This window comes from Pseudomonas flexibilis (assembly GCF_000802425.1).
GTDB lineage: Bacteria > Pseudomonadota > Gammaproteobacteria > Pseudomonadales > Pseudomonadaceae > Serpens > Serpens flexibilis.
Genome location: NZ_JRUD01000014.1, coordinates 57061 through 71092, shown reverse-complemented (window position 1 = coordinate 71092; position 14032 = coordinate 57061). Strand labels below are relative to the sequence as shown.

At 68.7% G+C, this 14032-nt stretch carries 14 protein-coding genes; 11 read left to right on the top strand and 3 right to left on the bottom strand.

All coding sequences use genetic code 11. The features are described 5' to 3' along the window. Positions 1–5: 5 nt before the first annotated feature. From SF06_RS09735 to paaY, 7 genes are all read left to right on the top strand, one after another. On the top strand, positions 6–599 hold the full coding sequence (locus SF06_RS09735) for a peroxidase-related enzyme (protein WP_039561093.1): 594 nt from the start codon (positions 6–8) through the stop codon (positions 597–599). A gap of 163 nt (positions 600–762) precedes the next feature. After that, positions 763–1533, top strand: coding sequence for an ABC transporter ATP-binding protein (locus SF06_RS09730; protein WP_027589065.1), 771 nt, complete (start codon positions 763–765; stop codon positions 1531–1533). Beyond that, on the top strand, positions 1530–2246 hold the full coding sequence (locus tag SF06_RS09725) for an ABC transporter ATP-binding protein (protein WP_039561091.1): 717 nt from the start codon (positions 1530–1532) through the stop codon (positions 2244–2246). Before SF06_RS09730 ends, SF06_RS09725 begins: the two co-directional genes overlap by 4 nt. 86 nt (positions 2247–2332) lie before the next feature. Then, positions 2333–3547, top strand: a complete 1215-nt coding sequence (locus SF06_RS09720) for an ABC transporter substrate-binding protein (protein ID WP_039561089.1) — start codon at positions 2333–2335, stop codon at positions 3545–3547. A 73-nt stretch (positions 3548–3620) separates the two neighbouring features. Further along, entirely contained in the window at positions 3621–4508 is an 888-nt protein-coding gene (locus SF06_RS09715; RefSeq protein WP_027589062.1) for a branched-chain amino acid ABC transporter permease, read from the top strand. A 2-nt stretch (positions 4509–4510) separates the two neighbouring features. Continuing rightward, complete coding sequence (locus SF06_RS09710) at positions 4511–5521, top strand: branched-chain amino acid ABC transporter permease (protein WP_027589061.1); 1011 nt, start codon at positions 4511–4513, stop codon at positions 5519–5521. Positions 5522–5549: 28 nt separating this feature from the next. Further along, positions 5550–6149: a phenylacetic acid degradation protein PaaY gene (gene paaY, locus SF06_RS09705; protein ID WP_039561087.1), complete on the top strand. Its 600-nt coding sequence runs from the start codon at positions 5550–5552 to the stop codon at positions 6147–6149. Positions 6150–6193: 44 nt separating this feature from the next. Here paaY and SF06_RS09700 read toward each other — a convergent pair whose 3' ends face one another. After that, on the bottom strand, positions 6194–6973 hold the full coding sequence (locus SF06_RS09700) for an enoyl-CoA hydratase (protein ID WP_039561085.1): 780 nt from the start codon (positions 6971–6973) through the stop codon (positions 6194–6196). 116 nt (positions 6974–7089) lie between these two features. Here SF06_RS09700 and SF06_RS09695 point away from each other — a divergent pair, with 116 nt between their 5' ends. From SF06_RS09695 to SF06_RS09680, 4 genes are all read left to right on the top strand, one after another. Next, a complete protein-coding gene (locus SF06_RS09695; protein ID WP_039561082.1) occupies positions 7090–7980 on the top strand; it encodes a LysR family transcriptional regulator in 891 nt (296 codons plus the stop codon). After that, complete coding sequence (locus SF06_RS09690) at positions 7977–9020, top strand: AraC family transcriptional regulator (RefSeq protein ID WP_052199774.1); 1044 nt, start codon at positions 7977–7979, stop codon at positions 9018–9020. Before SF06_RS09695 ends, SF06_RS09690 begins: the two co-directional genes overlap by 4 nt. A 70-nt stretch (positions 9021–9090) precedes the next feature. Continuing rightward, on the top strand, positions 9091–9858 hold the full coding sequence (locus SF06_RS09685; RefSeq protein ID WP_039561080.1) for an SDR family NAD(P)-dependent oxidoreductase: 768 nt from the start codon (positions 9091–9093) through the stop codon (positions 9856–9858). A 15-nt stretch (positions 9859–9873) separates the two neighbouring features. Beyond that, positions 9874–11061, top strand: coding sequence for an acetyl-CoA C-acyltransferase (locus tag SF06_RS09680; protein ID WP_039561078.1), 1188 nt, complete (start codon positions 9874–9876; stop codon positions 11059–11061). 20 nt (positions 11062–11081) lie between these two features. Here the strand turns inward: SF06_RS09680 and SF06_RS09675 are convergent, their stop codons facing one another. Continuing rightward, positions 11082–12149, bottom strand: a complete 1068-nt coding sequence (locus tag SF06_RS09675; RefSeq protein WP_039561077.1) for a CaiB/BaiF CoA transferase family protein — start codon at positions 12147–12149, stop codon at positions 11082–11084. 102 nt (positions 12150–12251) lie between these two features. Next, positions 12252–13904 (bottom strand): long-chain fatty acid--CoA ligase, encoded by a 1653-nt coding sequence (locus SF06_RS09670; protein ID WP_437123595.1) that lies wholly within the window; start codon positions 13902–13904, stop codon positions 12252–12254. Positions 13905–14032: the final 128 nt, after the last annotated feature.

Genomic DNA, 14032 nt, shown 5'->3' with positions numbered 1-14032 from the left:
GCTCCATGCCTCAGCCGATCAGTCGTTTTCCGCTGCCCGACAGCCTCGATGAACTGCCCGCCGACCTGCGCGAACGGATCCTCGCCGTGCAGGCAAAGGCCGGCTTCATCCCCAACGTGTTCCTCATGCTGGCCCATCGGCCGGCGGAGTTCCGCGCCTTCTTCGCCTACCACGACGCGCTGATGGAGCGCGCGTCCGACAGCCTGACCCAGGCCGAGAAGGAAATGATCGTGGTGGCGGTCAGCGCCGACCACGGCTGCCTGTACTGCGTGGTCGCCCACGGCGCGATCCTGCGCATCCTGACCAAGGACGCGCAGCTGGCCGACCAGCTCGCGGTCAACTACCGCACCGCGCCGATTTCCGCACGCCAGCGCACGATGCTGGATTTCGCCCTGCACCTGGCCGCCGGGCGCGGCGTGCTGGACGACGCCTGGCAGGCGCGCCTGGAGGCGCAGGGCTTCAGTCGCGACGACATCTGGGACATCGGCGCCATCGCCGCGCTGTTCGGGCTGTCCAACCGGCTGGTGTCCATGGCGCGCACGCCGCCCAACGACGAGTTCTACCTGCTGGGCCGCGTGCCCAGGGCGGTCGCCCGCTGAGAGCGAGGCGCAGTTCTCGGGCCTGATGCGTCATATCTTGACCAATCAGTCGAGCGTTTGAAAATGCCGCTTGCTGGCCGCGGAAACCGGTTGTTATCGTTTACGTAAAGGGCATCTGGCTGCGCCATAACCAACAACAACAATCAAGGTTAGAGGGCATCCCATGGAATCGCAGTTCGTGCTGGAAACGCGCGGCCTGACCAAGGAGTTTCGCGGCTTCACCGCAGTGGACGCCGTGGATCTGCAAGTCCGTCAGGGGCACATCCATGCCTTGATCGGCCCCAACGGGGCCGGCAAGACCACCGTGTTCAACCTGCTTACCAAGTTCCTCACGCCGACCCGTGGCGAGATCCTCTATCGCGGCAAGAACATCACCGCGATGAAGGCGAGCGAGATCGCCCGGCTCGGCCTGGTGCGCTCGTTCCAGATCTCCGCGGTGTTCGGCCACCTGAGCGTGCTGGAGAACGTGCGCGTCGCCCTGCAGCAGAAGCTGGGCAATTCCTACCAGTTCTGGAAATCCGAGCGCAGCCTGCACGCCCTCGACGAGCAGGCCATGCAGCTGCTCGCCGAGGTGGACCTGGAATCCTTCGCCGATACCCTGGCCATCGAGCTGCCCTACGGCCGCAAGCGCGCGCTGGAGCTGGCCACCACCCTGGCGCTGGACCCCGTCGTACTGCTGCTCGACGAGCCGACCCAGGGCATGGGCAGCGAAGACGTCGACATGGTGGTCGCCCTGGTGCGTCGCGCGGCCGTCAACCGCACGGTGCTGATGGTCGAGCACAACCTCAGCGTGGTCAGCCGCCTGTGCGACCGCATCACCGTGCTGGCGCGCGGCGCGGTGCTCGCCGAGGGCGACTACGACAGCGTTTCGGCCAATCCGCAGGTGCGCGAGGCGTACCTGGGCAGCGAAGCCGCCGTGGAGGCCCAGCCATGAAACCGACGGCCGAGCGTCATCAACTGCAGGTCAGCGACCTGCACGCCTTCTACGGCGAATCGCACATCCTGCACGGCGTCGACCTGGTGGTCGGGCGCGGCGAGCTGGTCACGCTGCTCGGGCGCAACGGCGCCGGGCGCACCACCACCCTGCGCGCCATCATGAACCTGGTCGGCCGGCGCACCGGCTCGATCCTGGTCAATGGCAACGAGACCATCGGCATGCCGGCGCACCAGATCCCGCGCCTGGGGGTCGGCTACTGCCCGGAGGAACGCGGCATCTTCGCCAGCCTCAGCGTCGAGGAAAACCTCCTGCTGCCGCCCACCGTGCGCAGCGGCGGCATGGGTCTGGACGAGCTCTACGAGATGTTCCCCAACCTCTACGAGCGCCGCTTCAGCCAGGGCACGCGGCTGTCCGGCGGCGAACAGCAGATGCTCGCCATGGCGCGCATCCTGCGCACCGGCGCCAACCTGCTGCTGCTCGACGAAATCACCGAGGGCCTGGCGCCGGTGATCGTGCAGAAGCTCGGCGAGGTGCTGATCAAGCTCAAGCAGCGCGGGCTGACCATCGTGCTGGTGGAGCAGAACTTCCGCTTCGCCGCGCCGCTGGCCGACCGGCACTACGTGATGGAACACGGCCGCATCATCGAGGAGATCAAGGCGGCGGACCTGGACGCCAGAAAGGACTTTCTCAACCGTTGTCTGGGGGTGTGACCCCTGCTTTCGACAAGGCAGGCAGCAAGCGGCCGCACGGGATGCGGCCGGTAAAACAATAAAAACAATCGTGAGGGATTTGAGCCATGAACTTTGTCCGCAACAGCGCCAGCGCCATCCTGGCTTCCAGCCTGATCGCCGCAACTGCCCAGGCGCAGATCAGCAACAACGAGATCCGCATCGGCTACCTGGCCGACATGTCCGGCACCTACCGCGACCTCTCCGGCCCTGGTGGCCTGGAGGCGCTGAAGATGGCGGTGGAAGACTTCGGCGGCACGGTCGACGGCAGGAAGATCGTGCTGTTCAACGCCGACGACCTGAACAAGCCGGACGTCGGTGCCAACACCGTGCGCCAGTGGATCGACGAGCGCAACGTCGACATGGTGACCGGCCTGGTCGCCAGCTCCGTGGTGCTGGCGGCGAGCAAGGTGGTGGAGCAGGGCGGCAAGCTGGCGCTGATCTCCGGCGCGGCGGCCTCCAGCCTGACCAACGAGCACTGCTCGCCCAACCATATCCACTGGACCTACGACACCTTCGCCCTGGCCAACGGCACTGCCAACGCGGTGCTCAAGGACGGCGGCAAGAGCTGGTACATCCTCACCGCCGACTATGCCTTCGGCCACTCGATGGAAACCGACATCAAGAAGGTGGTCCAGGCCGAGGGCGGCAGCGTGGTCGGCGCCGTGCGCCATCCGTTCCCGAGCAGCGACTTCTCCTCCTACATCCTGCAGGCGCAGGGCTCCGGCGCCGATGTGATCGCCCTGGCCAACGCCGGCGCCGACACCGTCAACTCGCTGAAGACCGCCAGCGAATTCGGCGTGACGCAATCCGGCCAGCGGCTCGCCGGCATGGTGGTGTTCCTCAACGACATCCATGCCATGGGCCTGGACGTGACCCAGGGGCTGATGCTGACCACCGGCTGGTACTGGGACATGAACGAGGAAACCCGTGCCTGGGCGGAGCGCTACCAGAAGCGCGTCGGCAGCAAGCCGACCATGGTGCACGCCGGCATCTACTCGGCCACCACCCATTACCTGAACGCGGTGAAGCAGACCGGCAGCGACGACACCGCGACCGTGCGCGCGCAGATGGCCAAGACCCCGGTGAACGACATGTTCGCCAAGGACGGCCGCATCCGCGAGGACGGTCGCATGGTCCACGACATGTACCTGGTCAAGGTCAAGACCCCGGCCGAGTCCAAGGGCGAATGGGACCTGTACCAGATGGTCCGCACCATCCCGGGCAATGAAGCCTTCCGGCCGCTCGCCGAGAGCCAGTGCAAGCTGGTGGCCAAGAACTGATCGAGCGCCGATCCAGGCACTCCCCGGTCGCCAGCGGCCGGGGGTGCGCGGACCTTCACGACGGTGGTGAATCATGACTCTCGTTTTCGGCGTCCCCCTGAGCGTGCTGCTCGGGCAGCTGCTGCTCGGCCTGATCAACGGCTCGTTCTATGCGCTGTTGAGCCTTGGCCTGGCGATCATCTTCGGCTTGCTGCGCATCATCAACTTCGCCCATGGCGCGCAGTACATGCTCGGCGCCTTCGCCGCGTTCCTCGGCCTGAACTACCTGGGCGTCAACTACTGGGCGGCGCTGCTGCTCTCGCCGCTGCTGATCGGCCTGCTGGGCATGGCCATCGAGCGCGGCCTGCTGCGGCGCATCGCCGGTGAGGATCACCTCTACGGCCTGCTGCTGACCTTCGGCCTGGCGCTGATCGTCGAGGGCAGCTTCGTCAAGCTGTTCGGCGTGTCCGGCTCGTCCTACCCGATGCCCGAGGCCCTCAAGGGCGGCTACAACCTGGGCTTCATGTTCCTGCCCACCTACCGCGCCTGGGTGATCGTCGCCGCGCTGCTGGTGTGCTTCGCCACCTGGTACATGATCGAGCGCACCCGGCTGGGCTCGTACCTGCGCGCCGGCACCGAGAACCCCAAGCTGATGCAGGCGTTCGGCATCAACGTGCCGCTGCTGGTCACCCTGACCTACGGCTACGGCGTGGCCCTGGCGGCGTTCGCCGGCGTGCTGGCCGCGCCCATCTATGCGGTGACGCCGGGCATGGGCGCCAACCTGCTGATCGTGGTGTTCGCCGTGGTGGTCATCGGCGGCATGGGTTCGATCATGGGCGCGATCATCACCGGTCTGGCCATGGGCCTGATCGAAGGCCTGACCAAGGTGTTCTACCCGGAGGCCGCCAACACGGTGATCTTCGTGATCATGGTGCTGGTGCTGCTGGTGCGTCCGGCGGGCCTGTTCGGTAAGGAGGCGTGAGCATGTCGAGTCAAGAAAGCGTTGCAGCGGTGCCGCTGGCGGTACGGGCCAATGTCGAACGCGAACGGCGGCGTGCCGCGACGCGCCGCCGGCAGCTGTTCTACCTGGCGCTGCTGGGCCTGGCGCTGCTGGCGCCGCTGGCCATCTACCCGGTGTTCCTGATGAAGCTGCTGTGCTTCGCCCTGTTCGCCTGCGCCTTCAACCTGCTGCTCGGCTACGCGGGGTTGCTGTCCTTCGGCCACGCGGCGTTCTTCGCCTGTGGCGGCTACATCACCGGTCACATGCTGAGCACGTACAGCGGGTTGAGCACCGAGCTGGGCATCCTCGCCGGCACGCTGGCCTCGACGCTGCTGGGGCTGATCTTCGGCCTGCTGGCGATCCGCAGGCAGGGCATCTACTTCGCGATGATCACCCTGGCGCTGGCGCAGATGGTGTTCTTCGTCTTCGTCCAGGCGCCGTTCACCGGCGGCGAGAACGGCCTGCAGGGCGTACCGCGCGGCCACCTGTTCGGCCTGATCGACATGCAGAACAACCTGGCGCTGTACTACGTCGTGCTGGCGGTGTTCGTGTTCGGCTTCGCGGTCATCCAGCGCACCATCCATTCGCCCTACGGCCAGGTGCTCAAGGCGATCCGCGAGAACGAACCGCGCGCGGTGTCGCTCGGCTACAACGTCGACGCGCACAAGCTGCTGGCCTTCGTGATTTCGTCGGCGCTGGCCGGCCTGGCGGGGGCGACCAAGACCGTGGTGTTCCAGCTGGCCTCGCTCACCGATGCGCACTGGCACATGTCCGGCGAAGTCATCCTGATGACCCTGCTCGGCGGCGTGGGCACGCTGCTCGGCCCGCTGGTCGGCGCCACGGTGGTGGTCACGCTGCAGAGCTCGCTGTCCAACGGCCCGCTGGGCGAGTGGGTGCATGTGATCCTCGGGGTGATCTTCGTGCTCTGCGTGCTGCTGTTCCGCTCCGGCATCGTCGGCTGGCTGGAACGCCTGGTGAAGCGCAACTTCAAGTGAGCCGCCCCCTCGGCACAGGAGAATCGCCATGCCCTGTTACAGCCTCGATGGCCTGACGCCGGTGGTGCATCCCAGCGCCTTCGTGCACCCCACCGCGGTGCTCATCGGCGATGTGATCGTCGGCCCCGGTTGCTACGTCGGCCCGCTGGCCAGCCTGCGCGGCGACTTCGGGCGCATCGTCCTGGAGGAGGGCGCCAACCTGCAGGACACCTGCGTCATGCATGGCTTCCCGGACAGCGACACGGTGGTCGAGCGGCACGGCCATATCGGCCATGGCGCGGTGATCCACGGCTGCCGGATCGGCGCCGATGCGCTGATCGGCATGAACGCGGTGGTGATGGATCGCGCCTCGATCGGCGCTCGCTCGTTCGTGTCGGCCTCGGCCTTCGTCAAGGCGGGCTTCGTCTGCGAGCCGCAATCGCTGGTGATGGGCACGCCGGCCAGCGTGAAGCGCCTGCTCGGCGACGAGGAAGTCGCCTGGAAGCAGGCCGCCACGCGCGAGTATCAGCTGCTCGCCCAGCGCTGCCGCGAGAGCCTGGTGGAATGCCAGCCGTTGAGCGCGCCGGAGCCGGGCCGTCGGCATGTCTGGTCGAGCGCGCTGCGGCCCAAGGCGGAACGGCAGCCCTGATGCCGGCGGGCAGACAGCCCCGCGGTGGCGGGGCTGCGCCGGGCTCAGGCGTTCTGCCAGCGCGCGCTGCGCTTTTCCAGGAAGGCATTCACGCCTTCGCGCTGGTCGCGGGTATCGAACAGCTCGACGAACAGATCCCGCTCGGCGGCCCAGCCCTGGGCATGCGGCGCGCTGCGCGCGTTCATCACCAGGCGCTTGCAGCGGCTGACCGAGGAGGGACTCTGCGCATGCACGCGTTCGGCCAGTTGCAGGGCGAACGCCAGCGCCTCGCCGCGCGGCACCACTTCCTCGACCAGGCCGATGCGTTCGGCCTTCTGCGCGCTGACGCGCTCGCCGCAGAGGATCATGCGCTTGGCCCAGCCTTCGCCCACCAGCCACGGCAGGTTCTGGGTGCCGCCGGCGCACGGCAGCAGGCCGACGCTGGCTTCCGGCAGCGCCATCTGCGCCTGCTCCTCGGCGATGCGGATGTCGCAGGCCAGCGCGCATTCCAGGCCACCGCCCATGGCGTAGCCGTTGATCGCGGCGATGGACACGCCGCGGAACTGACTCAGCGCCGTGAAGGCGCGGCCGAACAGCTCGGCGACCTCGCGGGCGGCGGTCTTGTCGCCGTCGGCGAACTGCTTGAGATCGGCCCCGGCGGAGAAGAACTTGTCGCCCTGGCCGGTGATGACCAGCGCGTAGACATTCGGGTCGTCGTTGAGCTGCCCGATCAACTGCTCCAGGGCGGCCAGCGATTCGCGGTCCCAGGTGTTGGCCGGCGGGTTGGCGATGGTCAACAGGGCGGTGTGCCCGTGCATGGCGAGCTGAATCTTGGCTGGGCTCATGGCGGTTCCTTGTGATGAGGTCGAGGCCCGATGCTAACAGCGGGAAAATCGTAAACCCACGGTGCTGGACGCAGAGGTAATCTGCGTTTTTGCACGGATGGCATTCGGAGGCGGCTGTGGATTGGGACAACCTGCGTTACTTCCTCGAACTGGCGCGTGCCGGCCGGCTGACCGCGGCCGCGCGGCGCCTGGGCGTCGACCACACCACGGTGGCGCGGCGCGTGCAGGCGCTGGAGAAGGCCCTCGACCGCCAGTTGTTCATCCGCGCCAAGGCCGGCTATCGCCTGTCCGAAGCGGGACGTGAACTGCTCGCCCAGGCCGAGGCGATGGAAAGCGCCGTCGCCTCCATCGAGCAACCGAGCCTGAGCGCCGACCGCCTCTCCGGGCAGGTGCGCATCGGCGCCACCGAGGGCTACGGCACGCTGATGCTCGCCGGCCACCTGGCCAGCCTGACGCGCAGCTACCCGCACCTGGGCGTGGACCTGCTGGCGGTGCCGCGCTCGGTGCGCCTGGCGCGCAACGAGGCGGACATCGTCATCACCCTGGAGCGCCCCGAACGCGGGCCCTACGTGATCACCAAGCTCACCGACTACGTGCTGCGCCTGTACGCCTCGGAAGCCTACCTGGCGTCCCACCCGCCGATCCGCAGCCGCGAAGACCTCGGCGAGCACGTGTTCGTCAGCTACATCGAGGACCTGCTGTACAGCAAGGAGCTGTTCTACCTCGACGAAATCGTCCGGCCGCGCCAGCACTCGCTGCGCAGCACCAGCATCCTCGCCCAGCAGGAGGCCGTCGCCGCCGGCGCCGGGCTGGCGATCCTGCCGGCGTTCGCCGCGCGCCGCGAGCCGCTGCTCAAGGGCGTGCTGGTCGACGAGATCGAGTTCACCCGCACCTTCTGGATGCTCATGCCCGTGGAAAACAAGGACCTGGCGCGCATGCGTGTGTGCTGGGATTTCCTGCGCGAAGTCGCGGCCAGCAGCCACGACCTGATGATGGGCCGCGCATGACCCGCGACGGCCGGGGCAGCATTTCCGTGCGGCTGGTGGAGCAGGCGCTGCTGGCCTTCACCTCGCCGCAGCGACCGGCCGAGGACCTGCTGCGCCAGCTTGGAATGGCGACGATCGACCTGTGCGACGCCGAGGCGCGGGTCGAGGTGGCGCAGTACAGCCGGCTGTGGCGCCGACTGGCGCGGCACTTCGACGACGAGTTCTTCGGCATGGATGCGCGGCGGCTGCGCGCGGGCAGCTTCGCCTTCGTCTGCCGCGCGGCGATGGGCCAGCCGACCCTGGAACGCGCGCTGCGGGTGGCACTGGAGTTCTTCGCCCTGGCCTTCGAGCGCTTCCGCGCCGACCTGCAGCGCAGCCAGAGCCTGGCGGAGGTCGTCCTGCTGGAGGCTGACGAGCGGCCGCTGCGCGCGTTCGGCTATTTCACCTTCTGGATGCTCCTGCACGGTCTGGCCTGCTGGCTGACCGGGCGGCGCATCCCGCTGCTGGCCGTCGAATTGCGCTGCGCCGAACCGGCCTACACCGACGACTATCGGGTGATGTTCTCCGACAATCTGCGCTTCGCCCAGGGCCGCACGCGGATCATCTTCGCCGCCGCCGCGCTCGACCTGCCGGTGCGCCGCAGCGAAGCGGAACTGCAGGCCTTCCTGGCCCAAGCGCCGGCCAACATCCTGGTCCGCTACCGCGACACCGGCAGTCTGGCCAGCCGCATCAAGGCCCAGTTGCGCGCCCTGCCGGCCGAGCAGTGGCCGAGCGGCGAGCAACTGGCGCGGCAGTACTGCCTGTCGCCCTCGACCCTGCGTCGCCGCCTGGCCGAGGCCGGCCTGCCGTACCAGGCGATCAAGGACCTGGTGCGCCAGGAGATGGCCACGCTATGGCTGGCCGATGCGACGCTCACCTACACGCAGATCGCCGAGCGACTGGGCTTTGCCGAGGCCAGCTCGTTCTACCGGGCGTTTCGCAAGTGGACCGGCACCAATCCGGGCCAGTACCGCGCACTGATCCTCGGCGCGCCGATTGGCGAAAACGGTCAGGCAGATTGAGACGAGCGACCATTGTCCGCGCCATTGGGGCTGCCGAAGATGACGCGGACCTGATTGCGAGGGCGGTGCCATGGACATCAAGGACAAGGTTTTCCTGATCACCGGGGGCGCTTCGGGCCTTGGCGCGGCGGCGGCCGAAGGGTTGCTGGCGGCCGGCGCCCGGGTGCTGCTGGCGGACATCAACGCCGAGGCGCTGGATGCGCGCGTGCGCGCCCTGGGCGCCCATGCGCGCGGCGTGGTCACCGATGTGTGCGACGTGGCGGCCGCCCAGGCCGCGGTGAACGCGGCGCGGGAGCACTTCGGCGCGTTGCACGGCCTGGTCAACTGCGCGGGGGTGGCCAGCGGCGAGCGCATCCTCGGTCGCCAGGGGCCGCATGGCCTGGACAGCTTCGCCCGGGTGATCGGCCTCAACCTGATCGGCAGCTTCAACATGCTGCGCCTGGCCGCCGAGGCGATCGCCGAGGGGGCGCCGGACGCGCAGGGCAATCGCGGGGTGATCATCAACACCGCATCGATCGCCGCCTTCGATGGTCAAATCGGGCAGGCGGCCTATGCGGCGTCCAAGGGCGGCATCGTCGCCCTGACGCTGCCCGCCGCGCGCGAACTGGCGCGTTACGGCATCCGCGTGATGACCATCGCCCCGGGCGTGTTCGAGACGCCGATGATGGCCGGCATGCCGCAGGAGGTGCGCGATGCGCTGGCCGCCGGCGTGCCCTTTCCCCCGCGCCTGGGCCGTCCGGCCGAATTTGCGGCCCTGGTGCGGCAGATCGTCGAGAACGACATGCTCAACGGCGAAGTGATCCGTCTGGACGGCGCCCTGCGCATGACCGCGAAATAAAGAGAGGTGAACCCCATGCACAGCGATCCGGTAGTGATTCTTGGCAGCGCGCGCACGCCGATGGGCGGCTTCCAGGGCGACCTCGCCAGCCTCAGCGCCCCGCAACTGGGCGCCGCCGCCATTCGCGCGGCGGTCGAGCGCAGCGGCGTGGCGCCCGAGCGCGTGCAGCAGGTGCTGATGGGCTGCGTGCTGCCGGCCGGCCTGGGCCAGGCGCCGGCCCGTCAGGCGGCCCTGGGCGCCGGCCTGGACCAGGGCACCGCCTGCACCACGCTGAACAAGATGTGCGGCTCCGGCATGCAGGCGGCGATCTTCGCCCACGACGTGCTGCGCGCCCGCAGTGTCGACCTGGTGGTGGCCGGCGGCATGGAGAGCATGTCCAACGCGCCATACCTGCTGGAAAAGGCCCGCGGCGGTTACCGCATGGGCCACGGCAGACTGCTCGACCACATGTTCCTCGACGGCCTGGAGGATGCCTACGACAAGGGCCGCCTGATGGGCACCTTCGCCGAGGACTGCGCGCAGAGCCACGGCTTCAGCCGCGAGGCACAGGACGCCTACGCGCTGAGCTCGCTGCTGCGCGCCCGCGAGGCGATCAGCGGCGGGCGCTTCGCCAGCGAGATCGTCCCGCTGACGGTCACCCGCGGCCGCGAGCAGCGGACCATCGCCGACGACGAGCAGCCGCCCAAGGCCACCCCGGAGAAGATCCCCACGCTCAAGCCGGCGTTTCGCGATGGCGGTACGGTGACGGCGGCCAACTCCAGCTCGATTTCCGACGGCGCCGCCGCGCTGGTGCTGACCCGGCATTCGGTCGCCGAACGCCTGGGCCTGAAGGCGCAGGCGGTGATTCGCGGCCATGCGGAGTTCGCCGATGCGCCGAACCTGTTCCCGACCGCGCCGATCGGCGCCATCCAGGCCCTGCTGGCCCGCACCGGCTGGCACCTCGACGAGGTGGACCTGTTCGAGATCAACGAGGCCTTCGCGGTGGTGAGCATGGTCACCATGCGCCAGCTCGGGCTGGACCACGCCCGGGTCAACGTCAACGGCGGCGCCTGCGCCCTCGGCCATCCTATCGGCGCCTCGGGCGCGCGGATCCTGGTCACCCTGCTCGCCGCACTGCGCGAACGCGGCCTGCGCAAGGGCATCGCGGCGATCTGCATCGGCGGCGGCGAGGCCACCGCCATGGCCATCGAGCGGCTGGATTGAGGGCGTTCGCGGGGCGGCGCTCAGTCCCAGTCGCGCGCCGCCACTGAGCCCCGGATCGCTCCCGGCGTGCGCGAGAAGCGCGGCGCCGGGGCGGCGTGCAGCACGCCGTCGATGTCGCGGTACACGCCACGCTGGCGCATGTGCGGATGCCGCGCGGCTTCGGCCAGGGTCAGCACCGGGGCGAAACAGGCGTCGCTGCCTTCGAGCAGCGCGCACCACTCGGCCTGCGTCTTGCGGGCGAACAAGTCTGCAAGTTCGCGGCCCTGTGCGGGCCAGTTGTCCGGGTCGGCGCAGCCGGCGAGCAGCTCCGCCGGCGCCTCGATGCGCCGCAGCAACTCGGCGAGGAACTGCGGCTCCAGCGGGCCGATGGCGATCTCGCGGCCGTCGGCGCAGCGGTAGCAGCGGTAATGCGGGGCGGCGCCGCCCAGCAGGTTGCGCTCGCGCTCCAGGGAAATCCGGCCGCCGGGCAGCAGGCCGGCGAAGAAACTCATCATCGAGGACACGCCATCGACGATGGCCGCGTCGACCACCTGACCCTGCCCCGAACGCTCGCGTTCCCACAGTGCGGCGAGGATGCCGAACGCCAGGTACAGCGAGCCGCCGCCGAAGTCGCCGACCAGGTTGAGCGGCGGAGTCGCCGGCCCGCCGGGCGTGCCGATGGCGGCCAGCGCGCCGCTGAGGGCCAGGTAGTTGATGTCATGCCCGGCGCTGTGGGCCAGCGGGCCGTCCTGGCCCCAGCCGGTCATGCGCCCGTACACCAGGCGCGGATTGCGCGCGTGCATCGGTTGCGGGCCGAGCCCGAGACGCTCCATCACCCCGGGGCGGAAGCCCTCGATCAGCACATCGGCGTTCTCGGCCAGCGCCAGGCAGCGTTCGCGCCCGGCATCGCTGCGGATGTCCAGGGTCAGCCGCTTGCGACCGCGATCGACCACCGGATTGGGCCAGCCGTTGCCGCCTTCGCGCTCGATGCGCAGCACCTCGGCGCCCAGGTCGGCGAGCAGCATGGCGCAATGCGGGGCGGGACCAATGCCGGCGAATTCCAGCACACGCAGGCCGCGCAACGGGCCTTGGGTAGGGGTGTCCGACATGGCGTGTTCCTGACGGTCGTCACGTTATCCGTAGGGTGGATGTCGCTTTCCACGTCGCCGCAGGGCGGATCGATGACACACGATCCGCCGCCTTCGCAAACGCTACAGGCTCGCCGCGCTCGTTTCGCCGGTCTCCAGATCGAGCAGGTACGAGCGATAGCGGTCGCGCAGCCGCTTCTTGTCGATCTTGCCGGTGGCGGTGAGCGGCACCGTGTCGATGATCACCGCGTCCGGCATCCACCATTTGACGATGTGCGGCTCCAGGTGGCCGAGCACCGTGGTGACGCAGATCTCCACGCCGTCGTGGGGCTCGATGATCAGCACCGGGCGTTCTTCCCATTTGGGATGGGTGACGCCGACCACCGCGGCGATGCGCACGCCCGGGCAGCCGACGGCGATGTTCTCGATGTCGATGGAGCTGATCCATTCGCCGCCGGACTTGATCACGTCCTTGCTGCGGTCGGTGATGCGCATGAAGCCGTTGGCGTCCAGGGTGGCGATGTCGCCGGTGTTGAACCAGCCGTCCGCGTCCAGCGCGCTGGTTTCGCTGCGGAAGTAGCGCTCCACCGTCCAGGGGCCGCGCACCAGCAGGTTGCCGGAACTGACGCCGTCATGGGGCAGTTCGCGGCCCGACTCGTCGACGATCTTCAGCTCGATGCCGAACTGCAGGCGCCCCTGGCGCGTCCAAATCACCTCGTCGGCGGCGGCCTGGCCCAGCGCCTCGAGCTTCGGCGTCGGCGTGGCGACCACGCCCAGCGGGCTGGTCTCGGTCATGCCCCACAGCTGGCGGACGCTCACGCCATAGCGGGTCTGGAATTTCTGCGCCATGACCCTGGGCACCGCCGAACCGCCGATCACCAGGCGCTCCAGCTTGCCGGCGTCTTCCCCGGTGCGTTCCAGGTAGTCCAGGTACATGGTCCAGATGGTCGGCACGCCGCCGGAGAAGGTCACGCCCTCGTTCTGGATCAGCTCCTGCAGGCTGGCGCCATCCATCTTGTCGCACGGCAGGACGAACTTGCAGCCGTTGATGGCGGCGGTGAAGGGTACGCCCCAGGCGGTGCCGTGATAGAGCGAGGAGCAGGGCATGATGCAGTCGAACGCCGAGAAGCCGAAGGCGCCGCTGAGCCCGGCCGCCATGGCGTGCAGGACGATGGAGCGGTGGCTGTAGAGCACGCCCTTCGGGTGGCCGGTGGTGCCGGAGGTGTAGCAGAGAATGGCGCCGGCGTTCTCGTCGAACTGCGGCCAGGCGGTGAGCGGCGGCGCGTCGGCGATCAGCGTTTCATAGCTCAGCGCGCCGACCGCGCCCGGCTCGGCGCGCTGCGCATCGGACAGCATGATGAAGGTGTGGATGCGCTCCAGCTTCGGGCGCAGGCGTTCGACCAGGGCCAGGAAGTTGCGATCGAACAGCAGCACGCCGCTGCCGGCGTGGTTGAGCGTATAGATGATCTGCTCGTCGGACAGCCGCGGATTGGCGGTGTGCAGCACGGCGCCGATGCCGGGCACGGCGAAGAACAGCTCGAAGTGACGGTGGGTGTTCCAGGCCAGGGAGGAAACCATGTCGCCCGCCCGCACGCCAAGACGGTGCAGCATCGAGGCGGCCTGGCCGGCGCGTCTGGCCAGGCCCGCGTAGTCATAGCGCCACAGGGGTTCGTCGACCAGCCGCGAGACGATTTCCCGGTCGCCGTGGGCCATGGCGGCGTGGGTGAGGATGGCGCTGAGCATCAGCGGGGTCTGTTGCATCGTTCCAGTAAGCATCGTCGTCGTCCTTATTATTGTTGTCTCGGATGCGGCCCCGATGCCCGGGGCCGACGCAGAGCGGACCGGCCGCCCGTGCGCGTGCAGATCGAAGTCGTCGTTCCTCCCTGTCTCCAGCGGGGCCGTGC

Coding starts and splice junctions, on each gene's coding strand:
- SF06_RS09735 (WP_039561093.1), top strand. CDS start 6: ATGCCTCAGCCGATCAGTCGTTTTCCGCTGCCCGACAGCCTCGATGAA.
- SF06_RS09730 (WP_027589065.1), top strand. CDS start 763: ATGGAATCGCAGTTCGTGCTGGAAACGCGCGGCCTGACCAAGGAGTTT.
- SF06_RS09725 (WP_039561091.1), top strand. CDS start 1,530: ATGAAACCGACGGCCGAGCGTCATCAACTGCAGGTCAGCGACCTGCAC.
- SF06_RS09720 (WP_039561089.1), top strand. CDS start 2,333: ATGAACTTTGTCCGCAACAGCGCCAGCGCCATCCTGGCTTCCAGCCTG.
- SF06_RS09715 (WP_027589062.1), top strand. CDS start 3,621: ATGACTCTCGTTTTCGGCGTCCCCCTGAGCGTGCTGCTCGGGCAGCTG.
- SF06_RS09710 (WP_027589061.1), top strand. CDS start 4,511: ATGTCGAGTCAAGAAAGCGTTGCAGCGGTGCCGCTGGCGGTACGGGCC.
- paaY (WP_039561087.1), top strand. CDS start 5,550: ATGCCCTGTTACAGCCTCGATGGCCTGACGCCGGTGGTGCATCCCAGC.
- SF06_RS09700 (WP_039561085.1), bottom strand. CDS start 6,973: ATGAGCCCAGCCAAGATTCAGCTCGCCATGCACGGGCACACCGCCCTG.
- SF06_RS09690 (WP_052199774.1), top strand. CDS start 7,977: ATGACCCGCGACGGCCGGGGCAGCATTTCCGTGCGGCTGGTGGAGCAG.
- SF06_RS09685 (WP_039561080.1), top strand. CDS start 9,091: ATGGACATCAAGGACAAGGTTTTCCTGATCACCGGGGGCGCTTCGGGC.
- SF06_RS09680 (WP_039561078.1), top strand. CDS start 9,874: ATGCACAGCGATCCGGTAGTGATTCTTGGCAGCGCGCGCACGCCGATG.
- SF06_RS09675 (WP_039561077.1), bottom strand. CDS start 12,149: ATGTCGGACACCCCTACCCAAGGCCCGTTGCGCGGCCTGCGTGTGCTG.
- SF06_RS09670 (WP_437123595.1), bottom strand. CDS start 13,904: ATGCTTACTGGAACGATGCAACAGACCCCGCTGATGCTCAGCGCCATC.